Origin of the sequence: Streptomyces sp. SCL15-4 (assembly GCF_033366695.1) — a bacterium.
Lineage (GTDB): Bacteria > Actinomycetota > Actinomycetes > Streptomycetales > Streptomycetaceae > Streptomyces.
In genome coordinates, this window is record NZ_JAOBTQ010000001.1 from 1,292,493 (window position 1) to 1,317,746 (window position 25,254).

General features: G+C 73.9%; 17 protein-coding genes and 1 pseudogene. 5 read left to right on the top strand and 13 right to left on the bottom strand.

The features are described from left to right. Positions 1–54: 54 nt before the first annotated feature. From SCK26_RS05325 to SCK26_RS05350, 6 genes are read right to left on the bottom strand one after another with little or no spacing between them, the layout of a single operon-like run. Positions 55–3,075 carry an alpha-mannosidase gene (locus SCK26_RS05325; protein WP_318200092.1) on the bottom strand — a complete coding sequence of 1,007 codons (3,021 nt, stop codon included), beginning with the start codon at positions 3,073–3,075 and terminating at the stop codon, positions 55–57. A gap of 57 nt (positions 3,076–3,132) precedes the next feature. Next, on the bottom strand, positions 3,133–5,385 hold the full coding sequence (locus SCK26_RS05330; RefSeq protein WP_318200093.1) for an endo-beta-N-acetylglucosaminidase: 2,253 nt from the start codon (positions 5,383–5,385) through the stop codon (positions 3,133–3,135). Further along, entirely contained in the window at positions 5,382–6,638 is a 1,257-nt protein-coding gene (locus SCK26_RS05335; RefSeq protein ID WP_318200094.1) for a glycosyl hydrolase, read from the bottom strand. Before SCK26_RS05335 ends, SCK26_RS05330 begins: the two co-directional genes overlap by 4 nt. A gap of 35 nt (positions 6,639–6,673) precedes the next feature. Further along, positions 6,674–7,579 (bottom strand): carbohydrate ABC transporter permease, encoded by a 906-nt coding sequence (locus SCK26_RS05340; protein ID WP_318200095.1) that lies wholly within the window; start codon positions 7,577–7,579, stop codon positions 6,674–6,676. Continuing rightward, positions 7,576–8,463: a sugar ABC transporter permease gene (locus tag SCK26_RS05345; protein WP_318200096.1), complete on the bottom strand. Its 888-nt coding sequence runs from the start codon at positions 8,461–8,463 to the stop codon at positions 7,576–7,578. The genes SCK26_RS05340 and SCK26_RS05345 overlap by 4 nt, the downstream gene beginning before the upstream one ends. Positions 8,464–8,468: 5 nt before the next feature. Further along, complete coding sequence (locus tag SCK26_RS05350; RefSeq protein ID WP_318205924.1) at positions 8,469–9,752, bottom strand: sugar ABC transporter substrate-binding protein; 1,284 nt, start codon at positions 9,750–9,752, stop codon at positions 8,469–8,471. Positions 9,753–9,970: 218 nt separating this feature from the next. Here SCK26_RS05350 and SCK26_RS05355 point away from each other — a divergent pair, with 218 nt between their 5' ends. Next, entirely contained in the window at positions 9,971–11,083 is a 1,113-nt protein-coding gene (locus SCK26_RS05355; protein WP_318200097.1) for a LacI family DNA-binding transcriptional regulator, read from the top strand. Between the two features lie 140 nt (positions 11,084–11,223). Then, positions 11,224–12,576 (top strand): amidase, encoded by a 1,353-nt coding sequence (locus SCK26_RS05360; protein ID WP_318200098.1) that lies wholly within the window; start codon positions 11,224–11,226, stop codon positions 12,574–12,576. A gap of 40 nt (positions 12,577–12,616) precedes the next feature. On the opposite strand, the pseudogene SCK26_RS05365 reads toward SCK26_RS05360, so the two are convergent. Then, positions 12,617–12,901: pseudogene (locus SCK26_RS05365) on the bottom strand (GNAT family N-acetyltransferase); the annotation flags it as partial. Positions 12,902–12,951: 50 nt separating this feature from the next. Then, on the bottom strand, positions 12,952–13,125 hold the full coding sequence (locus SCK26_RS05370; protein WP_318200099.1) for a hypothetical protein: 174 nt from the start codon (positions 13,123–13,125) through the stop codon (positions 12,952–12,954). A 493-nt stretch (positions 13,126–13,618) separates the two neighbouring features. Between SCK26_RS05370 and SCK26_RS05375 the strand changes: the two genes are divergently transcribed. After that, positions 13,619–14,014 (top strand): hypothetical protein, encoded by a 396-nt coding sequence (locus tag SCK26_RS05375; RefSeq protein WP_318200100.1) that lies wholly within the window; start codon positions 13,619–13,621, stop codon positions 14,012–14,014. 103 nt (positions 14,015–14,117) lie between these two features. On the opposite strand, the gene SCK26_RS05380 is transcribed toward SCK26_RS05375, so the two are convergent. The 4 genes from SCK26_RS05380 to SCK26_RS05395 all read right to left on the bottom strand — a co-directional run bounded on the left by SCK26_RS05380 (position 14,118) and on the right by SCK26_RS05395 (position 20,470). Beyond that, entirely contained in the window at positions 14,118–15,611 is a 1,494-nt protein-coding gene (locus tag SCK26_RS05380) for an SDR family NAD(P)-dependent oxidoreductase (protein WP_318200101.1), read from the bottom strand. 260 nt (positions 15,612–15,871) lie between these two features. Next, complete coding sequence (locus tag SCK26_RS05385; protein WP_318200102.1) at positions 15,872–17,203, bottom strand: wax ester/triacylglycerol synthase family O-acyltransferase; 1,332 nt, start codon at positions 17,201–17,203, stop codon at positions 15,872–15,874. 48 nt (positions 17,204–17,251) lie between these two features. Continuing rightward, complete coding sequence (locus SCK26_RS05390; protein WP_318200103.1) at positions 17,252–19,573, bottom strand: GH92 family glycosyl hydrolase; 2,322 nt, start codon at positions 19,571–19,573, stop codon at positions 17,252–17,254. Positions 19,574–19,726: 153 nt separating this feature from the next. Further along, positions 19,727–20,470: a (2Fe-2S)-binding protein gene (locus SCK26_RS05395; protein WP_318200104.1), complete on the bottom strand. Its 744-nt coding sequence runs from the start codon at positions 20,468–20,470 to the stop codon at positions 19,727–19,729. Between the two features lie 220 nt (positions 20,471–20,690). On the opposite strand from SCK26_RS05395, the gene SCK26_RS05400 reads away from it, so the two are divergent. Continuing rightward, on the top strand, positions 20,691–22,145 hold the full coding sequence (locus SCK26_RS05400) for a DMT family transporter (RefSeq protein WP_318200105.1): 1,455 nt from the start codon (positions 20,691–20,693) through the stop codon (positions 22,143–22,145). On the opposite strand, the gene SCK26_RS05405 is transcribed toward SCK26_RS05400, so the two are convergent. Next, positions 22,115–23,260: a transglycosylase family protein gene (locus SCK26_RS05405; protein ID WP_318200106.1), complete on the bottom strand. Its 1,146-nt coding sequence runs from the start codon at positions 23,258–23,260 to the stop codon at positions 22,115–22,117. The two genes, SCK26_RS05400 and SCK26_RS05405, sit on opposite strands and share 31 nt — an antisense overlap. A 274-nt stretch (positions 23,261–23,534) precedes the next feature. Here SCK26_RS05405 and gndA point away from each other — a divergent pair, with 274 nt between their 5' ends. After that, on the top strand, positions 23,535–24,974 hold the full coding sequence (gene gndA, locus SCK26_RS05410) for an NADP-dependent phosphogluconate dehydrogenase (RefSeq protein WP_318200107.1): 1,440 nt from the start codon (positions 23,535–23,537) through the stop codon (positions 24,972–24,974). Positions 24,975–25,254 lie beyond the last annotated feature (280 nt).

The window sequence follows — 25,254 nt, forward strand, 5'->3', positions numbered from 1 at the left end:
CGGTGCGGCTCGATGGGCCGGCGCCGGGGCCCGCGGTGAGCGGTGCCTCGCGGGTCAGGGACGGCCGAACCTGAGGGTGACGAGTTCGAACGGGCGCAGGCACACGGTGATCCGCTCGCCCTCGCGGATGCCGGGCCGGGCCCCGGCGAGCGGGCGTTCCAGCAGGTCGGTGGCGGTGACGTCGGTGAACGCGAAGCCCGCCGTCAGCGTCGCCCGGGCCCGGCCGCCGTGGGCCTCGTGGAAGCGGACCACCACGTCCCCGCTGCCGTCGTCGGCGAGTTTCACCGCCGTCACCACCACCGCGTCGTCGTCCACGGTGACCAGCGGGTCGACCGCGCCGGCGCCGGTCGTACGCCGCTCCGGCAGGTTGATCCGCCAGCCCTCGCGGACCGCGTCGCCGACCGTGGCGCCAAGCACCAGTGCGTGCCGGAAGCGGTGGACGCCCTGGTCGGTCTCCGGGTCCGGGAAGCGCGGGGCGCGCAGCAGGGACACCCGTACGGTGGTGGTCGTACCGCGGTCGCCGTCCGCGCGGACGGCGCGGGTCACGTCGTGGCCGTAGGTGGAGTCGTTGACGACCGCCACGCCCCAGCCGGGCTCCTCGAGGTGCACGAAGCGGTGGTTGCAGGCCTCGAACCTGGCCGCCTCCCAGGAGGTGTTGGTGTGGGTGGGCCGGAACACGTGCCCGAACTGGGTCTCGGACGCGTACCGTTCGGCGTGCAGGTCGAGCGGGAAGGCCAGCTTCAGGAACTTCTCCGTCTCGTGCCAGTCCACCTCGGTGTCGATGACCAGCCGGCGCTCCCCGGGCGGCAGGGACAGCAGCTGGGTGACCCGGGAGGAGCCGAAGGTCCGGACGATCCGCACCGAGGCTTGGTCCTCGCCGGCCGTGACCGACTCCGCGCCGGTGAGGTCGGTGACGGTGTTGCGGTAGAAGGAGTCGACGTCCCAGGCGTCCCACATGTTCGGGAGGTCCGGGTGGAGCTGGAGGAGGTTGGCGGCGGTACCGGGGGCGATCGCCTCGCGGTCGGCGGCCGGATCGTAGGCGGAGACGACCAGGCCCCGGGCGTCCACGGTGACCCGCAAGCGGCCGTTGTCCAGCGTGAACCCGCCGTCCTCGCGGCGCGTGCGCGTGTCGGTGCCGGGCGCCTGAGGGGTGGCGGCGCCGCCCGCCGGGACGCCGTGGCGGGCGTGCGGGGCGGAGTTGAACAGCAGCGGGGCCGTGCCCTCGCCGGCCAGGGCGCGCTGGGCGGCGTCGATGACCGCGGTCAGCTCGGCGGTCAGCCGCTCGTACGTCGCCCGGGCCTCCCGGTGCACCCAGGCGATGGACGAGCCGGGCAGGATGTCGTGGAACTGGTGCAGCAGGACCGTCTTCCAGATACGGTCCAGCTCCTCGTACGGATAGGCGAACCCGGTGCGTACGGCCGCGGTGGCCGCCCAGAGTTCGGCCTCGCGCAGCAGGTGCTCGCAGTGCCGGTTGCCCTGCTTGGTCCGGGCCTGGCTGGTGAGGGTGGCGCGGTGCAGTTCGAGGTACAGCTCGCCGACCCAGACAGGCGCTTCGGCGTACTCGGCCTCGGCCCGCTCGAAGAACGCGCGCGGGGTCTCCCAGCGGACGGTGGCCGAGCCCTCCAGGTCGCGCAGCCGGGCCGCCTTGGCGACCATCTCCCGCGTGGTGCCGCCGCCTCCGTCGCCCCAGCCGGTCGGGGCCAGGGAGTGCCGGGCCCGGCCCTTGTCCCGGAAGTTGCGTACCGCGTGGGCGATCTCGCCGCCCTTCATCGAGCAGTTGTAGGTGTCGACCGGCGGGAAGTGCGTGAAGACGCGGGTGCCGTCGATGCCCTCCCAGTGGAAGGTGTGGTGCGGGAACCTGTTGGTCTGCGACCAGGAGATCTTCTGCGTCAGCAGCCACTTGGAGCCGGCCGCCTTGATGATCTGCGGCAGACCCGCGGCGAAGCCGAAGGTGTCCGGCAGCCAGGCCTCCTCGTTCTCGACGCCGAACTCGTCGAGGAAGAACCGCTTGCCGTGCACGAACTGCCGGGCCATCGCCTCCGATCCGGGCATGTTGGTGTCCGACTCCACCCACATCCCGCCGGCCGGCACGAACCGGCCCTCCGCGACGGCCTCCTTCACCCGGGCCCACACCTCGGGCCGGTGCTCCTTCACCCAGGCCCACTGCTGCGCCTGGGACATGGCGAAGACGAAGTCCGGCTCGTCCTCGAGCAGCGCGGTCATGTTGGACACCGTCCGGGCCACCTTGCGCACGGTCTCCCTGAGCGGCCACAGCCAGGCGGAGTCGATGTGCGCGTGCCCGACGGCGCTGAGCCGGTGCGCGGAGGGCACGGCGGGAGCCGACAGGACACCGCCGAGCTGCCGCCGGGCCCGGCCGGCGGTGGCGTTCACGTCCTGGAGGTCGACGGCGTCCAGGGCCCGGTCGACCGCGCGCAGGATGTCCCAGCGGCGCGGCGATTCCACGGGCAGCTCGGCCATCAGCTCGCCCAGCACCTCCAGGTCCATGACCAGCTGCCACACGTTCTCGTCGAACACGGCGAGGTCCATACGGGCGAGGGTGTACTGCGGTTCGCCGCCGGCGGTGTCCTTGTCGCCGAGCGGGGTGGGCCGGAAGGGGTGGTAGTCGAGGATGACCGGGTTGGAGGCGGCCTCGATGTGCAGGCGCACCTCCTCCCCGCCCGCGACCGGCGCGCCGATCCGCACCCACTGGTTGCGCGGGTTGAGGCCCTTCACCGGGGTGCCGTCGGGCCGGTAGACCAGGCCCTCGCACTGGAAGCCGGGCATGTTCTCGTCGAAGCCCAGGTCGAGCAGGGCCTCGACGGTCCGGCCGGCCCACGCCTCGGGCACGGACCCGGTGACGCGGAACCAGCTGGTGCCCCAGGGCGCGCCCCAGCGGGCGCCCGCCTCGATCGGCTCGGGCTCGGCGGCGAGCCCCTCGGCGACCGGCACCGGCTCGCCGGGCGCGTGCCACACCGCGACCTCGAGCGGCACGGACTCGGGGTACACGGCAGGGCGGATACGTTCGTCGAGCACGCGCCTGAGGCGGGCTTCCACCAGCGTGCGGTCGTCATGCATGCGGGACGCTCCCTGCGGGTTTCCGGGGTGTTCACCAGGGGTGATTACCAGCGGTGATTACCAGGGGTGGGTGAGGGTGACGGGGGGTGAGATGGTGTACAGCTCCCCCACGGCGCGCACTTCGAACCGTGCGGCCGGCTCGCCCGGCTCGGGCCGCAGGCCGGCGACGAACCAGGCGCGCTGACCGGTGGCGCCGAGGAAGCGGCGGGTGCCGTCGGGGAGGAGGCGGTGGAGGGTGTAGTGGCGGACGGGGCCGGGTGCGGGGTTCCAGGCGAGGCGGAGGTCGCCGCCGGTCGCGGCGGTGACGCGGGCGGCGGAGGGGGCGGCGGGGGTGGGCGGGGTGCCGGCGGGGCGGACGGCGAGGCCGCCGAGCCGCCAGCGGACGGGGCCGCCGGTGGGGGTGAGCCGGATGCCGAGGGTGTGCGCGGTGCCGGAGAGGCCGGTGAGCGGGATGGTGACGGTCTGCCAGCCGTTGACCGTGTTCACACTCGGGTGGGGGCTGTTGGGCCGGGCGGGCACCTGGGTGTGAATCGAGTTCACGTTGCTGCGGGAGTCGCCCGGTGTTGCCCGGGGTTGCGTGTCAACCGAGTTCACAGCGGTGTCGCTGCCGCGCGCGGCGACGGGTGTGTGCGCGTGAGGCGTGTTCACACGGCCCGCCGCACGGCCGGAGTTCACGCCCGCCGCCGTAGCCGCCGATTGCCCGGGGATCTCCGTGTTGACGGCGTTCACAGGCACATACCTGTACGGCGGCGTCTCCCCCGGGCCGTCCGGTTCCGCCGTTGCCACCGCGAGTTCGACGTCCACAGGCCCAGACTCGCTCCGGTACGTCAGGTCGACAACCGTGTTCACACCGATCGGCAGCCGGGTCGCGTACAGGTCCAGGACCACCGGTTGATCGAGTTCACCCGTCACCAGCACGCTGCTCCCGCCACGCCAAGCGTCGGCGAAGTCGAAGGAGACCACCGGCCGTGCCCCGGCCGTCCGGACCACCCACCGCCGCGACGGCAGCCGGTCCTGGAGCCCGAGGTGGTTCCAGGCAGCCTCCGAGGCCACGGCGCCTTCCTCGTACCACCGCAGCCCGCGGCCCGTGTTGAACACGGTCGCGAACGGAACCGAGGAAACCGTGGACCGGTCCGCCACGGACGCCGCCAGCGCCCGCCAGGGGTCGTCCGGGTCGGGCCGCGACGGGTCCGCGGACCGCCCGGTCCAGAACCGGTCGTCGGCCGCGTGGAAGTCGCCGGGCGCGCGGCGGCCGGCGGGCAGGTGGTTGCGGGTCCACTCGGGCCGGTAGAACCCGATCGACGTGACGTGCGGCTTGCCGGCCGGCACGATCGCGTCCCAGTTCACATACGTCCCGGACCCCTGGGACTCGACGTCGACGCCGGCCCACAGCTCGTAGCGGCTGCGTCCGAGCCCGTCCGCCTTCGTACCGGACGACGCCAGCGTGGCCGCGCTCCACCGGAAGTCCACGAACATGCCGTCGGCGGCCTCGAAGAACGCCTGGTTCCGGCTCGTCAGGGCGCCCTGCCAGCTGACCGTGCCGTTCACGGTCAGCGCGTCGTACCACGTCACCCGCTGCCCCGCGGCCGCCGCCAGCTCCTTCAGCTCCTTGACGAAGCCCAGCACGGCCGTGCCCAGGGCGGTGTTCCCGCCGCCCGTCTCGGCGTTGAGGAACCAGCCGTCGAAGCCGTACGCCGCCGCCACCGCGACGAGTCGCGCGGCGAGCGGGTGGTGGCCGGTGGCGTCCTCGCGCACCAGGTCGCGGGTCCACTGGAGTTGTCCGCCGTAGGCCGCGGGGGGCAAGAAGACGTTGCCGAGGACCGGGACGCCGTGCCGGTGGGCCGCGTCCACGACGGGCGCGTTCGGAGCGAGGATCAGGCCCTCGCCGGCCGAGCCGCCCCAGAACACCAGCTCGTCGATGTACGCCCAGTGGGTGAGGGCGTAGTAGTCGGCGGTGGCCGAGCCCTGCGAGGGGTTGCCGGAGGTCGGCCCGAAGGAGACGAGGGCCTGGACACGGGCCTGTCCGGAGCGGGCGGTGGGGTTCGCCGGGGTCGGGGTGAAGCGCGGGGCGAGGGGCACGGTCGCCGCGTTGAAGGCCAGGTCGGGGTCGGTGTCGGCGCGCCAGCTCGTCAGGCTGCGCCAGGTGATGCCGGGGCCGGGGGTGCCGGAGGGCAGCGCGTCCGGGTACCAGTAGGCGGCGTACGGCGGGGTCGCCGGCGCGGTGCGCGGGGCCGTCGCCGCCGCGGACGGCACGCGGACCGAGGCGGCGGCACCGGCGGCGATCAGGACGGTGCGTCTGGTGGGGTTCACGAGCGGGTGCCTCCTTGGCGTACGGGGCGTACCTGGCCGGGAGTGACGACTTCGGTGATGCCGCGCGCGGCGAGGTGGTCCCGGTCGCCTGCGCGGGTGTCGAGCACGGTGGCCGGGCGGGCGCCGTCGGCGACGAGCCGGAAGAAGGCGTCGTAGACGTCGCCGCCGGGCGCGCAGCGGGAGCGGTGGCCCGGCGCGGCGGGGACGACGAGGGCCGTACGGCGGGCGGCCGGGGCGCGGAGCGGGGCGCGGGCCGCGCCGGCCAGGACGCGGGCGATGTCCTTCGGCCGCCGTTCGCCGGTGAACAGGCCGAGGGAGTACTCGAGTTCGGGGAAGTCGGCGAGCGTGCGCGGGACGTCGTGGGAGCACCACCAGGTGACGCCCCACAGGTCGGGGCAGTCCAGGACGTTGCGGATCGTCGCCTCGGCGAACGCGGCGGCGTGCTCGGCGGGCACCAGGGGCGCGGGGGCGCCGACCTCCTGGAGCCAGACCGCCCGGTGCGGGTCGTCGGCCCATGCCTTGCTCAGTTCCACCAGGTAGGCGGCGTGGTGTTCGGCCGGCACGGAGGTGCGGCCGTGCCGCTGCGCGGTGCCGTTGAACACCCAGGAGTGGACGGCGGTCATGGCGCCGAGCCGGGCGGAGTGACCGGGGGTGAAGGGCTGGTCGTCCTGGTACCAGGCGGCGTCGTAGGAGGCGTGCAGGTGGAGGCGGCCGGGAGCGCCGTCGGCGCAGGCGTCCAGCATCCGGGTGAGCCAGCGTCCGGCGTCCTCGGGTGTGACCGGGTCGGGGTCGGGGTGGGGGGCGGCGGCGAACTGGTTGACCTCGTTGCCGACGGTCATGCCGAGGAAGTGCGGCCGGTCGGCGAGGGCGGCGGCGAGGGTGCGCAGATAGGCGGCCTGGCCGTCGGTGACGTCCGGGTCGGTGAACAGGTTGCGGCGGTGCCAGGTGCGGGTCCAGGCGGGCAGGAAGTCGAAGCTGGACAGGTGGCCCTGCAGTCCGTCCACGGCGGTGTCGAGGCCGCGTTCGGCGGCGGCGTCGGCGAGGGCCACGAGCTGGTCGACGGCGCGGGGGCGGATCAGGGTGCGGTTGGGCTGGAAGTACGGCCACAGCGGGAAGACGCGGATGTGGTCCAGGCCGAGTGCGGCGATCGCGTCGAGGTCGGCGCGTACGGCGTCGAGGTCGAAGTCGAGCCAGTGGTGGAACCATCCTTCGCTGGGCGTGTAGTTGACGCCGAAGCGCACGGCAGGAGGCATGCGGTGTCCTTGAACTCGGGGTACCCGGTGGAGGTTCAGCCCTTGACGGCGCCCTCGCCGACGCCGCGGAAGAAGTACCGCTGGAGGCAGGCGAACAGGACGATGAGCGGTGCCACGGCGATGATCGTGCCGGCGGCGACGAGGCGTTCGTCGCCGGCGAAGGTGCCGTGCAGATGGTTGAGTCCGATGGTCAGGGTGAACTTGGAGGGGTCGCTGAGCACGATGAGCGGCCACAGGAAGTCGTCCCAGGCGCCCATGAACGAGAAGATCGCCACGACGGCGAGGGTGCCCTTGACCGAGGGCAGCGCGATGCGCAGGAACCGCTGCCAGACGTTGGCGCCGTCGACGTAGGCGGCCTCGTCCGGTTCCTGGGGCAGGGCGCGGAAGGCGCCCCGCATCAGCAGGACGTTCATCGCGCCGACGGCTCCGGGCAGGACGACGCCGATCAGCGTGTTGTTCAGGCCGAGTTCGCGCATGGTGGTGAACTGGGCGATGACGATGCCCTCGACGGGTACGAGCATGGCCAGCACGAAGACGAGCGTGGTCGCGCGCCGGCCGCGGTAGCGCAGCCGGGCCAGGGCGTAGCCGGCGAGGGCCGAACCGGCGCAGTTGGTGACGACGTTGGCGGTGGCGACCTTCAGGGAGTTCAGGGCGTAGTCCCAGACCGGGATGGTGTCGGCGACCCGGGCGTAGTTGCGCAGGGTGGGGTGGCCGGGCAGGAGGCGGGGCGGGGAGCTGTAGATGTCCTCGGTGGGGCCTTTGAGGGAGGTGGACAGCTGCCACAGGAACGGGCCGGCGGTCAGCGCGAGGACGACGAGGAGCAGCAGGTACCGCCAGAGCAGTTCGCGGGGCCGGACCCTGCGGCCGTGCTCGTCGGTGAGGCGGCGCTCGCGGGCCGCGGCGGCGGGCCGCCGGGGCCGTACCTTCTCCGGGACGGTCACGATTCCTCCTTCCGGTCGGCGCGCAGGACGAGCAGCATCAGGGCGACGGTGACGGTGAACACGACGACGGAGAGGGCGGAGGCGTAGCCGACGCGGCCGGACAGGCCGGTGCCGGTGCGCTGGACGAGCATGACGAGGGTGGTGTCCTCGCCGGCCGGGCCGCCGCTCGGGCCCGCCATCAGGTACACCTCGGAGAACACCTTGAAGGCGGCGACCGAGGAGAGCGCGGCGACGAGCACCATGGTGGAGCGTACGGCGGGCACGGTGACGGACAGGAAGCGGCGGACCGGGCCGGCTCCGTCGACGGCGGCGGCCTCGTGCAGTTCGCGCGGCACGTTGGCCAGTGCGGCCAGGTAGACGACCATGTAGTAGCCGAGGCCCTTCCAGACCGTGACCGCCATGGCGCTGAGCAGGAGCAGCCACTGGTCGCTGAGGAATCCGACGTGGCCGATGCCCACTGTCTCCAGTACCGAGTTGACCAGGCCGCGTTCGTCCAGCAGCCAGACCCAGATCAGGCCCACGACGACGACGGAGGCGACGACGGGGGTGTAGAAGGCGGAGCGGAAGAAGGTGATGCCGGGGATGTTCCGGTGCACCAGCAGGGCGAGCAGCAGGGGCAGGACGACGAGTGCGGGGACGACGCCGAGGACGTAGAGGGCACTGTTGCGCAGTCCGGTCCAGAACATGTCGTCGTGGAGCAGTTCGCGGAAGTTGGCGAGTCCGACGTAGCGGCCGGGGAGCAGGGTGCGGCGGTCGGTGAGGGAGTTCGCCAGGGTGGAGAGGAAGGGGTAGAGCACGAAGGCGCCGGTGATCAGCAGTCCCGGTGCGGCGAACAGCCAGGGGCTGGTGGGGAGGTGGTGACGGACGCGGAGGGGCGTGGCCATGGCGGTCAGCCCTGCTGGAGGAGCCGGTCGGCGGCCTTGACAGCGTTGTCCAGGGCTTCCTTGGGGCTCTGCTTGCCCTGGAGCGCCTTGGCGACCTCGTTGCGTAGCGCGGTCTTCATCTGCTCGCTGAACAGCACCGGTGTGTAATTGACGGCGGTCTTCAGGGATTTGGCGGCGGCGACGCGTACCCGGGTGGCGTCGGTGCCGTCCTGCCTGGTGAAGTACGGGTCGTCGAGGGAGCCGGCGGTGCTGGGGAAGATGGCGACCCGTTTGGCGAAGGACATCTGGTTCCGCGCGTCGGTGACGAAGTGGGCGAAGGCGACCGCGGCCGGGGTGTGCCGGGTGCGGGAGTTGACCATGACGCCCATCACGTACATGTTGGCGTGTCCGGTGCTGGTGATCTGGTCGGTGATGCCGATGTTCCGGTACAGGCCCGGGGCGTTCTTCCGGAAGTTGTCCAGGTCCAGGGCGCTGCCTGGGTTCATGGCGACGGCGCCGGTGAGGAACTTCTTGCCGGCGGACTCCCCGGTGGCGGTGAGTGCCTGCGGGTCGAGGGCCCCGGCGTCGTACAACTGCTTGTATCTGGTGAGGAGTTCGACGCCCTTGGGGTCGTTGAAGGCGAATGCGGTGCCCTGTTCGTTCATGAGCGGAACGCCGTAGCGGCCGAAGTCCTCGATGGTGGGGACGTTGGCGAGGGTGGCGACCTTGCCGCCGGTCTTCCGGGCCATCCTCAGTGCGTCGGCGAAGAGTTCGCCGTAGGTCTTCGGGGGCTGCCCGGGGTCGAGTCCGGCCTTTTCGAAGAGGGCCTTGTTGTAGAAGAGCGGGCCGGTGTTGAGGTACCAGGGGAAGGCGTAGGTGCCGGTCAGGCCGGGGACCTTGTGGCCGGCCCAGGCGCCGGGCAGGTACTCCTCGCGATAGCGGGCGGCGGCCTTGTCGAGGTCCAGCGCGAGACCCGCCTTGGCGAGCGGGGCGAGGAGGTCCGGGGAGACGTTGACGACGTCGGGCAGGGTGCCGCCGCCCGCGTCGGCGCCGATCTTGTCGGCGTAGCCCTCGGCCGGCTGGTCGATCCACTTGACGTGGGTGTCCGGGTACTTCTCCTCGAAGCCGGCGATCAGGTCCTCGAAGTAGTCCTTGAAGTTGGCGCGCAGGTTCCAGGTCTGGAAGGTGATGTCGCCCTCGACCTTGCCGGAGGCGTCGCTCGTGCCTCCGTCGCCGCCCGGGCCGCAGGCGCTCAGCGGCAGGACGAGGGCGACGGCGAGGGCGGTGAGGGCTCTGCGGGAGAGGGGCACGGACACGGCTCCCTTGCGGTGTCGGGGCTGTGGGTGGCGCGAAAGACCTTGCCCGGGCCGTTCGGAGAAAGTCAATGGATTCGTCGCCGCTAAAGCATTCCGTCCTTCATCAGTGCAGGTGGGCGCCTACTGGCCGAGAACTTGCGGTAGTTGGCTAATGCGCTTTAGGGTCTTGACACTCAAGCGCTTTAGTAGTTCCCTGCCGAAGGGAAGGAAACGTGCCGACCAGACGGTCCCCCGCCCGCCGGCCCACGATGAAGGACATCGCCCGGCGCGCCGGAGTCTCCGAGAGTGCCGTGTCCTTCGCGCTCAACGACCGCCCCGGTGTCTCCGAGGCCACCCGGGCCCGGGTCCGCCGGGTCGCCGAGCAGCTGGGCTGGCGGCCGAGTACGGCGGCCCGCGCGCTGTCCGGGGAGGGCGCGGCCACGGTCGGCTTCGTCCTGGCCCGCCCCGCGGCCACGCTGGGCGTCGACTCCTTCTTCCTCCAGCTCGTCTCCGGCATCCAGAAGGTGCTGGCCGAGCGCCACTTGGGCCTGCTGTTCCAGGTGGCGGAGGACGTGGCCGACGAGTGCGCGGTGTACCGGCGCTGGTGGGCCGAGCACCGGGTGGACGGCGTCCTGGTCGTCGATCCGCGCGCCGACGATCCGCGGCCCGGCCTGCTGGACGAACTCTCGCTGCCCGCCGTGGTGATCGGCGGCGCCCCGGACGAGCGGCACCCCGGGCTGTCCACGGTCTGGGCGGACGACGCGGGCGCGATGGCCGCGGTGGTGGGCGAGTTGACGACGCTGGGGCATCGCCGGATCGTGCACATCGCCGGTCTGCCGGGCCTCGCGCACACCCAGCGCCGCATCCGCACGCTGCGCGCCGAGGCGGAGCGGCGTGGGCTCGCCGAGGTGGAGTCGGTGACGACCGACTACTCCGACACCGAGGCCGCCGCGGTCACCCGCAGGGTCCTGCGCGGCCCCGCTCCCCCGACGGCCCTGGTCTACGACACCGACGTGATGGCCGTCGCCGGCCTCGCCGCCGCGGCCGAGCTGGGGTTCTCGGTGCCGGCCGGGCTGTCGGTGGTGGCGTGGGAGGACTCGGCCCTGTGCCGCATGGTCACGCCGCGGCTGTCGGCGCTGTCCCGGGACAGCGTGGAGTTCGGGTCGACGGCGGCGCGGGAGCTGCTGGAGCTGCTGGACGGCGGCCCGGCCCGGACGGTGCGGGTGCCGGTCCCCCGGCTGATCGAACGGCACAGCACGGGCCCGGCACGCACGGCCGGCGCCGGCGACCGCGGGTGCGAGCACGGTCCGGACGAGGGCACGGACGGCGGCGCGTCACGGGGTTGACCGGCCCGGGCCTGGCGCGCCGGCCCGGACCGACGGCCTCTCGACGTACCGGCCCGGGCGGTGCACAGTTCTCTCTACGCGCTTTCATACCGACGGGTAACCGATGGGGCGCGCAGTCGACGACCAGCCGAGGAGTGTCCGTGAGCAGCTGGGCCGGCCGCAGTGCCGCCGAGATCGCCGCCGCCGTCCGCGAGGAGCGGGTCACGCCACGGGAGGTGGTGGCCGAACACCTCGCGCGGATCGACCGGTTCGACGGCCGGATCGGAGCGTTCCGGAAGGTCCGGGCGCGGGCGGCGCTCGCCGAGGCCGACGAGGTGGCCGCCCGCGCGGATGTGGCCGGGCTGCCGCTGGCGGGCGTGCCGGTGGCGGTCAAGGACAATCTGCCGGTGCGCGGCGAGTCGTGCCGCAACGGCTCCGCCGCCACCTCGGACGCCCCGGCCGCCGAGGACCATGTGACGGTGGCCCGGCTGCGCGCGGCGGGCGCGGTGGTGGTCGGCGTGACGAACGTGCCGGAGCTGTGTGTCTTCGCCACCACGGAGGGCCCGTACGGCATCGCCCGCAATCCGTGGGACCTGTCCCGCACGGCGGGCGGCTCCTCCGGCGGCAGCGCGGCGGCGGTGGCCGCGGGTCTGGTGCCGCTGGCGCTGGGCAACGACGGGATGGGCTCGCTGCGCATCCCGGCCGCGAACTGCGGGCTGGTCACGCTGAAGCCGGGGCCGGAAGTGGTGCCGGCCGGGATCGGCCACGGCGACTGGTTCGGCATGGCGGAGAACGGGCCGCTGGCCACGACGGTGGAGGATCTGCGGCTGATGCTGGGCGTCCTCGCCGGGGCGGAGTTCGTACGGCGCGAGGAGCGCGGTCCGCTGAGGATCGCCGTCGCGCTGCGCAGCCCGCTCGCCGGGGTGCCCGTGAGCCGGCCGTATACGAACGCGGTCCGGCAGGCGGCCGGGGCGCTGGCCCGGTCCGGGCACCGGGTGCGGCGCGCCGAGCCGCCGTACCCGCTGTCCCTCGGCGTGACCGCGCTCGGGCACTGGACGGCCGGGACGGCGGTGGACGCCGAGGGCATGGACCCGGCCCGGCTCGCCCGCCGGACCCGGGTGCACGCGGCCGTGGGGCGCCGCTTCACGCGCACGGTCCGCGGCGGCGCGGCCCGCGACCGGCTGCGCGCCCGGCTGACGCCGTTCTTCACCGAGTACGACGTGCTGCTCACCCCGGCGCTGGCCCGCCGTTCCCCGCACGCCGGGCCGTGGCACGAGCGCGGCTGGCTGCGGAACCTCCTCGCCGACTCCGCCTACTCGCCGTTCACTCCGCCGTGGAACCTGACCGGCTGGCCGGCGATGTCCGTCCCGGTGGGCGCCCTGCCCTCGGGCGCGCCCTGCGCCGTGCAGCTCGTGGGCCGGCCGGGCACGGAGTCCGTACTGCTGGACGTGGCCGAGGAGTTGGAGGAGCTGACCCCGTGGCGGCGGACGGCGCCGGTGGCGGAGCGCCGGTAGCGGTCGAACTGCCGCTGGTCCAGGGCCCCGTAGAGGTTCACAGGGCGACGGCGGGGTTCGTCTCGACCACGGCGTCGAAGACCATGGCGCGGTAGCCGTGCGTGCGGGCCTCGGCCAGTACATGGGTGGTGATGCCGCGGCCGGAGTGGTCCGGGTCGGCCATGAAGCCGGCGCCCGCCGCACGGGCGGCCGGTCCGCCGTAGTCGGCGGTGAGACAGGCCGAGCCGACCACGCTCCCGTCCTCGTCCTCGGCGGCGACGACGATCCGGTGCCGGAAAGGCCGGATCCGCGGCCAGTCGCCGGCCGTGGCTTCTCTGATCGGCATGGGCGTGTGTCACGCCCATGCGGGCGGTGATCGCGGCGGGCCGGGAGGGGTCAGTCCACGCTCGGCAGGATGTGCGGCTCGGCCAGATCCTCCTCGTACCCCGCGAGGCGGATCGGTGCGGAGCGGGCCCACACCTCCAGGCTGCCGAGTTCTCCGGGGCGGCGGCCCCTGCGCTCCGCGCGTTCCTCGGGCCGCTGTTCGCGATTCGTCTTCTCCGGTGTCACCGCGCACTCCTTATGTGTCGGGTCACCCTCGGGGCGTACCGCACAGTCTGCGCCACGGCGCTGGACGCCCGCTCGGGTCTGGATGGAAGGCCAGGTTCGGACGCGGTGGCGCCGGTTCCGCTGTGCCGGAGCGGGCCGTTGTGGCCGGCGTGCCCCAGGACGGACGGTGGGTGTGGGTAGAACCCCGTACTGTTGTCCGCCGCCTCCAGATTAACCAAATGAGCGGGCATCCGCTCGATAGGGAATGCAAACAAGGTGTAACCAATATGCTTCGCGCAGCCGCCCAATCACCCCCAATATGGGGCCTTTTCAGACAAGATGCTCACTCGTACGACATCCGGAATCACCCGTACGGCGGATGCTAACGAACGTCTCTTCGAAATAAGTTGAGAGTGGTCGGCCGACCGGGCGCAGTTCAAATGCCGTTGGCCGGGCGGCAAGCCGGCCATGGTCTGCTGACGCGGCAACGGCTGTCTCGCGAAAGGACTGACGCATGGAGCTGCGCAGCGTCGAGGAGCTGATGGATCTGCTGTACGCCGGCCCGCACCGGCACGCGCTGCGGACCGCCGCGCTCCTGCGCCGCAGCCGTCCCGCCGACAAGGAGCTGCAGGTGGCCGCGCTGGTGCGGGGCATCCGGCCGGGCTCGAGGCCGGGCGACGAGGCGGCCCGGGCCGGCGGCCTCGCCGAGGCGGTGCGCTGCCTGCTCGGTGAGCGGGTGTCCCGGCTGGTCCGCGCGGAGGCGGACCCGGCCGACGACGACGTGCTGCGGCTGCGCCAGGCCGAGGAGGAAAGCCGTACGCCCGGTTTCGACGCGGGCGTGCTGGAGGACTGGCGCACCGTGCTGGAACTGGTGGCGGCCGGGCGGGCCCGGCTCGACGCGGTCGACTGAGGCGCGGCGGCCGAGGCGCGGCCGACGGAGACACGACCGGCTGAAGCCCGCTCGGCCGAGGTCCGCCCGGCCGCCACCACTCAGGCCAACGCCCGCCGGGCGCTCACCACTTGCCGGGCTCGTAGTCCTTCAGGAAGACGCCGTACAGGTCCTCGCCCGCCTCGCCGCGCACGACCGGGTCGTAGACACGGGCGGCGCCGTCGATGAGGTCGAGCGGGGCGTGGAAGCCGGCCTCGGCGAGACGCAGCTTGTCGTAGTGGGGGCGCTCGTCGGTGATCCAGCCGGTGTCGACGGAGGTCATCAGGATCCGGTCGGACTCGAACATCTCCTGGGCGCTGGTCCGCGTCACCATGTTCATCGCGGCCTTCGCGGCGTTGGTGTTGGGATGGCCCGCGCCCTTGTAGCCACGGCTGAACACGCCTTCCATGGCCGAGACGTTCACCACGTACGCCCGTCCGCTCGCCGCCCTCCCGGCGGCCGCCGCCATGGCCGGGCGGAGCTTGCTGATCAGGATGAACGGCGACGTGTAGTTGCACAGCTGGGTTTCCAGCAGCTCCACCGGGGAGATCTGGTCGATGGTCTGCACCCAGGTGTTGGTCTCCACCACGTCGGGGAGCAGGCCGCCCGCGTCGATGGCGGTGCCGTCGAGGTGCCGGGCGACGCTGGCGTTGCCCGCGACGAGCGCGAGGTCGGCCACCTGCTGCGCGTCCAGCCCGCTGGTGCCGGCGGGCAGCGCGGCCAGGCCGTCCACCGCGCCGGAGTTGAAGGCGCCGATGACGTGGTGGGCGGGCAGCTCGCCGGCGGGCAGCGGGGCGCTCTCGCCGTCGACCAGGGCGGCGTAGGCGGACGGCAGGCGGCGCACCGTCTGCGTGGCGTTGTTGATCAGGATGTCCAGCGGGCCGGCCTCGGCGACCTGGTCGGCGAGCGCGACGGCCTGGGCCGGGTCGCGCAGGTCGATGCCGACGACCTCCAGCCGGTGCAGCCAGTCGGCCGAGTCCTCCATCGCCTTGAAGCGGCGGATGGCGTCCTTGGGGAACCGGGTCGTGATGGTCGTGTGGGCGCCGTCGCGCAGCAGCCGCAGCGCGATGTACATGCCGATCTTGGCGCGGCCGCCGGTGAGCAGGGCGCGCTTGCCGGTGAGGTCGGCGCGGGCGTCGCGCTTGGCGCGGTTGAGCCGGGCGCAGTCGGGACAGAGCTGGTGGTAGAAGTAGTCGACTTCCACGTACCGGCTCTTGCAGGTGTAGCAGGAGCGCGGGCGCTGGAGTATGCCCGCGATGTTGCCCGCCTCGACCTTCGAGGAGGGCAGGATGCCTTCCGTCTCGTCGTCGATGCGCTCGGCCGAGCCGGTGGCGGTGGCCTCGGTGACGGCGCGGTCGTGCGCGGTCTTGGCGGCCCGGCGTTCCTGGCGGCGGCGCTGCTTGACCACGCGGTAGACGTGCGAGGTGGCCCGGCGCACCTTGATCGCGTCGGGGTGGTCGACGTCGAGCCGGTCCAGTTCCTCCAGCACGCTCAGGCAGACGGCGAGCCGCTCGGGGTCGATACCGGGTCCGTAGACCATCTCGTCCATGGACGCCGAGCCGTCCTCTGTCACCGTCATCGCGCTGCCGTTTCCCTGGTCACCCGCGCAGCGCTCCGACTCGCGCCCGCCTTCGAACAGCGAATTTTACGGAGCGCCGGGCCGGTGGGCCAAACCGGCGACGGTTCCGGCCCCGCGGACCGCCGGCGGAGACCGCCCGCCGGACACGGAGTACGGACGGGAACCGGGAGCCGGACGTGGCCCGGTTCACACCCGCCGGCGAGCCGCGCGGGCGGTGCGGCGGAAGCAGACGGCGCGCACCGCCGGCGGTGGCACGGTTCTCAGTGGCCGCCGGCCGCCAGCAGTGCCGTCATCTCCGCCGGCACCGCCCACGCGAGCCGGTCCAGGTCCGGTACGGCCCGTCCGTCGGCGACCAGTCCGTAGTGCACGCGCCCGCGGTACGTGGAGATCGCGACCGCCAGCGCCTGGCCGGGCGGCAGCGGGGCCAGCGGATACACCTCGGTCAGCTCCTGGCCGCCGAGCCGGAGCCCGAAGCCGGGCAGCGGCACGCTGGTGACGAGGATGTCGAACCACAGCCGGGCGGCCTGGCCGACCAGCGGCCCGCCGAGCCGGTGGCCGAGCGCCGGGACGCGGTCGGCGAGGAGGGCCACCGCGCCGGCGCCCCGGTCGGGTCCCGCGTCCTTGTTGCGGGCCATCGCGGTGCGCACGGTGTCCAGCCGGCCGAGCGGGTCGCTCTCGTGCACCGGGAGCCGTATCAGGTAACCGGAGAGCCGGTTGCCCTGTGGCTGGGCGGCGTGCGGACGGCGCCGGGAGACCGGGATCAGGGCGCGCGGCGCCACGCCCTGGCTGCCGTCGCCGCGCTCGTCCAGCCAGCGGCGCAGGGCCCCGGCGACGACGGCGACGAGGACGTCGTTCACCGTGCCGCCGGCGCCCTTGCGCACCCGGTGCACGTCGTCGATGTCGAGGACGGCCCCGGCGGTGCGGCGGGTGCCGCTGGGCGCCGAGACGAGCGCGGGGCAGGGGCGCATGCCGAGGGTGGAGCGGGCCAGCGAGGCGCCGATGTCCAGGGTCCGGCCGACGTCGCAGAGCACGTCCCGGACCAGCCCGGGAACCCGGGCGGGCAGCCGGCGCACGTCGGGCAGCGGGCCGCGCGGCGGCTCGACGGCGCGGGGCGCGCGCTCGGGCAGGCCGACGGGGTCCAGGACGCCGGCGGCGAGCCTCAGCGCGCGCAGCCCGTCGGCGAGGGCGTGGTGGAACTTGAAGAGCACCGCGAAGGACACCCCGTCGGCGCCCGGCAGCACATGCGCCTCCCACGGCGGCCGGCCGCGCTCCAGCGGGCGCTCCATGAGCCGGCCGGCGACCGCGTGGAAGTCGTCGGCGGGGGCGTGCAGCCGGACGTGGTCGAGCGGGTCGAAGGCCGGGTCGGTCTCCCGGGCGGCGCCGCCGAAGGCGGGCGGCTGCCAGCGGTCGCGGATGCGCAGGCGCAGGCCGGGTACGGCGGCGGCGCGGGCGGCGAGCAGGTCGGCGGCGTGCGCCCCGGCGGTGGGCGAGCGCGCGCCGAAGACACCGAGCGCGCCGAGGTGCATCGGGTGCCGGTCGGACTCCATGTTCCAGAAGGCCAGATCGAGGGGAGCGAGCAGGTCGGAGGTCACGGGCTTGCCTCACACGTCGGCGACGGGTGGATCAGCGGTGCGTCGCGGTCATCTCAGGACGGGCGGCGCCGCCTCGGGCGAGGTGCCCCACCGGGACGGGCGCGGGCCGACGGTGAAGGCGAGGGAGCCGAGGGAGCGCAGCGCGCCGGTCGTCAGATACGTCCGGCCGTGCGGTGTCCCGTCGGTGCGCACGGCCTGGACGTAGCGGTCGGTGCGCGAGGTGCCGGGCGCGGTCACGGTCAGCCGGCCGCGCGGCCAGTAGCGGCGGTCCAGGGTCAGGTCGACCCGGTCGAACACCGGCGTGGTCAGGCCCCAGGTGCCGTAGCCGGGCTGGACCGGGAACAGTCCGATGGCCGACAGCACGTGCCAGGCGGACATGGTGCCGAGGTCGTCGTTGCCGGTCAGGCCGTCCGGGCTGTCGGTGAACAGGGTCAGCGCCGCGTGCACCACGTCCGTGGTCTTCCAGGGGTGGCCGGTGGAGAGGTAGGTGTACGGCGCGACGAGGTCCGGCTCGTTCATCGGGTTGTAGACGGCGGCGTTGTAGTAGGCGTACGGGTCGCCGTGCACCCAGACCTCGCGCGCGGTCCGCTCCGGGTCGGCGAGCAGCCGGTCGTAGGCGAAGAAGGAGTCCAGGCGGGCCTCGGCCGCGCGGGCGCCGCCGATCAGCGCCGTCATGCCGGGCACGTCCTGCGGGACGAGCCACTGGTACTGCCAGGCGGTGCCCTCGTGGAAACCGGTGCCGCGGGCCGGGTCGGGCGGGCCGGTGAAGGCGCCGGAGGCGTCCCGGGCGCGGAAGAAGCCGGTGGCGGGGTCGAAGACGTTCCGGTAGGCGCGGGAGCGGGCGGCGTAGCGGGCGGCGTCCTCGTGGTGCCCGAGGCCGCGGGCCATCTGCGCGAGCATGGCGTCGGCGAGCGCGTACTCCAGGGTGACCGAGGCGCCGTAGTGGTAGTCGGAGTCGCCCGCCTTGGCGTACGGCCGGCCCTTGACGTAAGGGGCGAAACCCTTGGCGATGTACTCGGCGTTGGCCTCCCGGCCGACGCCCGGGTACGCGGCCGGCGGCACACCGTCGGCGTTCTTGCGCAGTGCCCGGTAGGCGCGCTCCTCGAAGCCCTTCAGCAGGCCCGAGTGGTAGGCGGTGGTCAGGAAGGGGGTGACCGGGTCGCCGGTCATGATGTTGGTCTCGACCGGGCCGTAGCCCCACTTGGGCAGCCAGCCGCCGTCCTCGTCGACCGCGATCACCGACCGTGCCATGTCCCGGGCCTCGCGCGGCGCGAGCAGGGCCAGCAGCTGGGCCTGGGTGCGGTAGGTGTCCCACAGCGACCAGTTCTGGTAGTAGGTGAATCCCCGGGCCCGGTGGACACGGCGGTCCCAGCCGAAGTAGCGGCCGTCGGCGTCGCCGCCGACGTTGGGCGCGAGGTACGCGCGGTACAGCGAGGAGTAGAAGGTCCGGCGCAGCGCCTGCGTGCCGCCGCGCACCCGGACGGCCGAGAGCCGGCGCTCCCACTGCTCGCGGGCCCGGCGGCGCACGGCGTCGAAGGACCGGCCGCCCTCGGCGCGCAGGTTGGCCGCGGCGCCGCGCGCGTCCACGTACGACAGCGCGGTGGTCGCCTCGACGGTGCGGTCCCGGGTGGTGTCGAAGCGGAGGTAGGCGCCGCCGGGTCCGGTGCGGGCGCCGGGGGTGACGGTGCGGCCGGCCCAGGTGCCGTAGGCGGTGAAGGGCCGGCTGAAGCGGGTGATCGTGTGGACGGTGTAGGGGCCGGTGTCCCGGCAGAAGCCGTGGCCGGTGATCTCGGTGCGCACGGTGCGGTCGTCCAGGATCTCCACCGCGCTGCTCACCGGCTTGTGCAGGGCCTGGGCCGCGTTCAGCAGGACGTTGGCCTGCTGCGTGGCCGGGAAGGTGTAGCGCTGCACTCCGGTGCGGGCGGTGGCGGTCAGCTCGGCGCGGATGCCGGAGCCGAGGCCGACCCGGTAGTAGCCGGGGCTCGCCTCCTCGTCGTCGTGCGAGTAGGCCGCCGCGTACCGCGCGTAGTCCGTCCGGGTGACGTCACCGGTGGTGGGCAGCACGGGCAGGTCGCCGCCGATGCGGCAGCCGACGCCGGAGAGATGGACCAGGGAGAAGCCGCGGATACGGTTCTGCGTGTAGTCGTAGCCGGTGCTGTGCCCGGTGTCCGGGGAGAGCTGCACCATGCCGAAGGGCACGGCCGCGCCGGGAAAGGTGTTGCCCTCGTTCCGGCTCCCGATGAACGGGTTGACCAGCTCGGTGAGGCGGCCGTCGGTCCGCTCCTCGGCCCGTGCGGCGGGGGTGGCGATCAGCGCCGTCGCTGCCATCACCCCGGCCATGCACCAGCGCGTGCGCCGGGTCCCTCTCATGTCGGATGACCTCCGCGGGTTGGACATCGTTGCCTGCATCCTGAGGGCCGAGGGGCGCGAACCCGGGCATTCCGAGCGATTGACGTGGAACGCGTCGCGCGCGGGAGGGGCCGCCCGCGGCCGGCGTGCCCGGTGGCCGCGGAGCCGGGCCGGTCAGCGCGCGGGCGGGGCGGGGCTCGGCGGGCGGGTGAGGCAGCAGTCGCCGCACAGGCCGCCGCCGGGCACCCGGTAGTACAGGCAGCAGCTGCGGCGCCGGAACGACGTGCCGGTGCGCAGCCCGGTGGCGTGCAGCAGCGGATGGGCGAACAGCTCGGCGGTGAGGGCACGGGTGCGGGCCGCCACATCGCCGCGGCCGTGGGCGCGGGCCCAGCGGCCGAGTTCCCGGGCGGTCGCGGCCAGCGCGGAGCCCGCGTTGCCCCACAGCAGGCCCGCCGCGACGCCGTAGCGGGCCCGCAGCGCCGCCGTCAGGGGTTCCAGGTGGCCGTGCAGCACGGCGCCGGCGAGGTCGGGCGCGTCACCGGGCAGCGGGCGCACCTCGGTGAGCCACAGGTCGTCGGGGGCGGCGGCGTCCACGTCCCAGCGCAGCAGGCCGGGGTCCAGGTCGGGCAGCCGGCCGTACAGGACGGCGCAGCCCAGGGCCGCCGACCACAGCCGGGCGGCCAGTCCCTGCTGGGCGAGGGAGGCGGCCACCCGCGGCTCGGCGGTCCGCAGCCGCTCGCCCACGACGGCGACCCGCGCGGCCAGCGGGTCCCGGTCGTGCGGCGTCGTCTCCGCGTAGCCGTCCGCCAGGGCCGGCAGCCGACGCGGACCCGTGCCGCCGGACGGATCGGCGAGCGTGCGCAGGACGAAGAAGCCGCCCAGCGGGCGCAGCGCGGCGAGAGAGGGATCGAGGTGCACGACAGGCACTCCTACCAGGCGGGCCGCCGGGCCGGTACGGCGGGTGCCCGCCCGGCGTCGGCCCGCCAAGGGAGCACCGGCGCGCCGGCGTACTCCAAAAGCAGTAGGACGCATTGCGCTCAGGGACGACGACGGGAAGATCACGGGCGGGCAGAGTGTTGACCATGGAAGCCGATCGCATACGGGCCCAGGACGCCCACTGCCCCACGAGGAGACGCCGATGAGCGCCCTGGCGTTGTCCGTGCTGCTGTCGGTCGTCTCCGCCCTCGCCTACGCGGGCGGAGCGATCGCGCAGGAGCGGATGGCGGTGTCGTCCGCCGGCAGCGTCCCGGTGCGCCGGCCGGGCTGGTGGGGCGCGCTCGCGCTCAACGGTCTCGGCGGCGTGCTGCACGTCGTGGCGCTGGCCTGCGGGCCGCTCAGCCTGGTCCAGCCGCTCGGCGCGCTGACCATCGTCTTCGCCCTGCCCATGGCGGCCCTGTGCGTCGGCCGCCGGGCCGGGGCGACCGCCTGGCGCGGCGCCCTCATGGCCACGGCCGGCCTCGCCGGTGTGCTGTCCCTGGTCGGCTCCTCCGCCACGCACTCCCTGGCCGCCGGGCAGCGGCTGGCGGTCGCGCCGGCCACCGGCGCGGCGGTGGCGGCGCTGGCCTTCGCCGGGCTGGCCGTGCACCGGCATCCTGCGGTGCGCAGCGTGCTGCTCGCCACCGCCTCCGGTGTCGCCTTCGGCATGTCGTCGGTGTTCACCAAGACCGTGGCCGTGGACTGGACCCACGGCATCGGCCTCGGCGACCTGCCCTCGCTCGGCGTGATCGCCGCGTTCTCGGTCGCCGGCGTCGTGCTGTCCCAGCTGTCCTACCGGTACGGCGGCCTCGCCGCCCCGCTGGCCACGCTGACGGTGGTCAATCCGGTGCTGGCCGCCGCGGTCGGCGTGCTGATGTTCGGCGAGACGTTCCGCCACGGCACCGCGGGCACGGTGCTCGCCCTCGGCTGCGGGGTCGTGGCGGCGGGCGGCCTGATCATGCTGACGACGGAACGGCTGGAGACCGCGGAGACTCCGCGGGACCCGAGTGGAGCCCGGGTGGAGGAGCCGCCGGCCGCCACGGCGGGAGCTGTTCCGGCGGGGTCCTCGGCGGTCGCTCCCGCGGCTTTCGTGTCCGCCGTTGCCGCGGCCGCTCCGGCGGCGGTGTCCCGCGCGCAGGCGTTGCCGGACGCCGCCGGGCCGGACCGGGCCGCCGGAGAGGCGCGTGCCGGTGTGCCACGGCAGCGCGGGGCGGCGGACGCCGGAGCGGACCGGTCCGGAGCGTCCACGAGCGGCGCCGGAGCGGCGGGAGCCGGGCGGGCGTCCGGCGGCGCCGGAACCGGGGCGGCCGGGACCGTGCCGCGCGAGCCGCTCGTGCCGGGCACGGCCGGGAGCGGGACCGAGACCGGGAGCAGGAGCGAAGCCGGCGGCGGGACGGAGGCCGACGGCGCCGCGGCGCCGGCCGGCGCGGTGTCCTCGACGCCGTACGTCCCCGCGGACGAAGACGCGCCTGCGGCGCCGTACGTCCCGGCGGACGACGCCGCGTCCGCCGCGCCGTACATACCGCTGTCCGTGCGCTTCCACGTGCCGGTCGCGCTGCCGGTCCCGGTGCCGGTCCCGTGCCCGCGTCAGATGCTGACGCCGCCGGCCCGGAGGTAGGCGAGCGGGTCGACGTCCGACCCGAAACCGGGCCCCGTCCGCACCTCGAAGTGCAGGTGCGGGCCCGTCACGTTGCCCGTGGAGCCGGAGCGGCCGATGCGCTGGCCCGCGGTGACGTTCTGGCCGGTCCGCACGGAGATGGCGGACAGATGGGCGTACTGGGTGTAGCGGCCGTCGGCGTGCCGCAGCACCACCTGGTAGCCGTACGAACCGCCCCAGCCCGCCGACACCACGTGGCCGGCCGCGACCGCCTTCACGGAGGTACCGGTCGGCACGAGGAAGTCGACGCCGGTGTGGTAGCCCTTCGACCAGTGCGAACCGGCCACGTGGTAGCCGGTGCCGACGGACGCGCTCACCGGGGCGACGCGCGCGTGCCGGGCCGGGGACGGGGTGTGGTGCGTACCGGTATGGTCCGAAGGGGCTTTGCGCTTCGGCGACTTGGGAGGCGCGGGTCTGGTGGGGGTGCCGTTCAGGCTGAGTCGCTGCCCCGGCATGATCAGGTCCGGATCGGCGCCGATCGTGGCGCGGTTGCCCGCGTACAGCGACCGCCAGCCGCCCGGGACGCGCTGCTCGCCGGCGATGCCGGAGAGGGTGTCCCCGTGCACCACGGTGTACATCTCGGCCCGGCCCGCGCGGGACTGCGGAGTGGTCTGCGGCTGCACGTCCTTGACGGAGGAGGCCGGCCGGACGCCGGTCCGCGCGGCGGCCGAGTCGGTGTGCACGCCGGTTCCGGCACCGCCCGGGGTGAGCCCGGCGCGGGGCGAGCACGCCGGCCAGGCGCCGGGCCCCTGTCCGTCCAGGACCTTCTCGGCGACGGCGATCTGCTGGTCCGGGCTCGCCAGGTCGGCGCGCGACGCGTAGCGGGCGCCGCCGTACGCCTCCCAGGTGGACTGGGTGAACTGCAGTCCGCCGTAGTAGCCGTTGCCGGTGTTGACGCTCCAATTGCCGCTGGACTCGCAGGCGGCGACCTTGTTCCAGGTGGCCGCGTCGGCGGCGTGCGCGGTGCCGGCGGCGACCAGCGGGATCGCGAGGCCGGCGCCGCCCGCCGTGACGGTCAGTGAGGCGCGGTTGATCCTGTTCGGCTGGTACCGGCGGTGCCGGCCGCGTACGGCCATGTCCGAATTCCCCTCGGCATGCGTCAGGAGGGGCAAACGTAAGCGCCGCGAACAGGCCATGACAAGACGGGGAATCGGCCTGCCGTACCGCCCAAATGGCCGGGAAGACCCCCTTGTTGAGCCGGCCGCCGGCCGGTGACCGAGACGGAGGGCTGTCCGGCCGCGTACGCATGTGTGGCGGGTCGGCTGTGCGCTCGCCGTCGGGGCACGTCAGGATGAGCATGGTCCCGTACTGACGGAGCCGTAGTCATGAGGCAACCAGGGAGCAGGCGGTATGAGCACTTCAGCGCAGATCGGTGTCACGGGCCTCGCGGTGATGGGCCGCAACCTCGCCCGGAACTTCGCGCGCAACGGCTACACGGTCGCCGTGCACAACCGTACGGTGTCGCGCACGAAGGCGCTGGTGGAGGAGTTCGGGCAGGAGGGCGACTTCGTCGCGGCCGAGACCGCCGAGGAGTTCGTGGCGGCGCTCGAACGCCCGCGCCGCCTCGTCGTCATGGTCAAGGCGGGTGAGCCGACGGACGCGGTGATCCAGGAGTTCGCCCCGCTGCTGGAGCCCGGCGACATGATCATCGACGGTGGCAACGCGCACTTCGCGGACACCCGGCGCCGGGAGCGGGAGCTGCGCGAGCGGGGCATCCACTTCGTCGGCGCGGGCATCTCCGGTGGCGAGGAGGGCGCGCTGCACGGGCCGAGCATCATGCCGGGCGGGTCGGTGGAGTCGTACGAGTCGCTGGGCCCGATGCTGGAGAAGATCTCCGCGAAGGCCGCCGACGGCGCGCCGTGTGTGACGCATGTGGGTCCCGACGGTGCCGGGCACTTCGTGAAGATGGTCCACAACGGCATCGAGTACGCCGACATGCAGCTGATCGGGGAGGCGTACCAGCTGCTGCGCGATGTCGCCGGGTACTCCCCCGCGCAGATCGCGGACATCTTCCGCACCTGGAACACGGGCCGGCTGGACTCCTACCTGATCGAGATCACCGCCGAGGTGCTGTCCCACGTGGACGAGGCCACCGGCAAGCCGTTCGTGGACGTGGTGGTGGACCAGGCCGAGCAGAAGGGCACCGGCCGCTGGACCGTCCAGATCGCGCTGGACCTCGGCGTTCCGGTGTCCGGCATCGCCGAGGCGGTCTTCGCCCGGTCCCTGTCCGGGCACGCGGAGCTGCGGGCCGCGTCCCGGGAGCTGGCCGGCCCGAAGCCGTCCGCGCTGAGCGAGTCGGAGGCGGCGGCCTTCGCGGACCGGGTGGAACAGGCGCTGTACGCGTCCAAGATCGTGTCGTACACCCAGGGCTTCCACGAGATCGCGGCGGGCAGCGAAGAGTACGGCTGGGACATCGACCTCGGCGCGGTGGCCTCCATCTGGCGGGGCGGCTGCATCATCCGCGCCGCGTTCCTGGATCGCATCCGCGCGGCCTACGACGCCCGCCCCGACCTGCCGAGCCTGCTGTCGGACGAGACGTTCGCCCGCGAGATCGCCGACGCGCAGGACGACTGGCGCGAGGTGCAGATCGCGGCGGTGCGGCAGGGAGTGCCGACGCCCGGTTTCGCGGCGGCGCTCGCGTACTACGACGGCCTGCGCTCTCCGCGCCTGCCCGCGGCCCTGACCCAGGGCCAGCGCGACTTCTTCGGCGCGCACACGTACCGCAGGGTGGACCGCGAGGGCACGTTCCACACGCTGTGGGGCGGGGAGCGGGGAGAGGTTTCGGCGTAGGGGCCGGAGCCGCCTGACCAGAGGGGCCGGGCTGCGGTCGGGGCGTGGACCCGTGGACCGTGGCCCGGCCTCTCGGGTGCGGCGAGTGCTCTCCGTCCGCTGTGAGGTCGTAGGCCGCGGGGAGCCGCTTGGGCACGGCCGTGGTGCCGGACCGCGAGAGGCGCGGCGAGGGCGCCGCTCGGACGGCCGGCGCGCACAGCTGCGCGGCCCGGCCGGCCCTCGGGCGTCACGGGCACGTGGTACGCGGTACGCGGGCTCTGCCGGGGCGTCCGGTGCGGCC

Excerpts from the sequence above, each read along its gene's own strand:
- SCK26_RS05400 (WP_318200105.1), top strand. The coding sequence starts at position 20,691 with ATGAGCGCCCTGGCGTTGTCCGTGCTGCTGTCGGTCGTCTCCGCCCTC.
- SCK26_RS05375 (WP_318200100.1), top strand. The coding sequence starts at position 13,619 with ATGGAGCTGCGCAGCGTCGAGGAGCTGATGGATCTGCTGTACGCCGGC.
- SCK26_RS05325 (WP_318200092.1), bottom strand. The coding sequence starts at position 3,075 with ATGCATGACGACCGCACGCTGGTGGAAGCCCGCCTCAGGCGCGTGCTC.
- gndA (WP_318200107.1), top strand. The coding sequence starts at position 23,535 with ATGAGCACTTCAGCGCAGATCGGTGTCACGGGCCTCGCGGTGATGGGC.
- SCK26_RS05405 (WP_318200106.1), bottom strand. The coding sequence starts at position 23,260 with ATGGCCGTACGCGGCCGGCACCGCCGGTACCAGCCGAACAGGATCAAC.
- SCK26_RS05345 (WP_318200096.1), bottom strand. The coding sequence starts at position 8,463 with ATGGCCACGCCCCTCCGCGTCCGTCACCACCTCCCCACCAGCCCCTGG.
- SCK26_RS05390 (WP_318200103.1), bottom strand. The coding sequence starts at position 19,573 with ATGAGAGGGACCCGGCGCACGCGCTGGTGCATGGCCGGGGTGATGGCA.
- SCK26_RS05380 (WP_318200101.1), bottom strand. The coding sequence starts at position 15,611 with ATGACGGTGACAGAGGACGGCTCGGCGTCCATGGACGAGATGGTCTAC.
- SCK26_RS05335 (WP_318200094.1), bottom strand. The coding sequence starts at position 6,638 with ATGCCTCCTGCCGTGCGCTTCGGCGTCAACTACACGCCCAGCGAAGGA.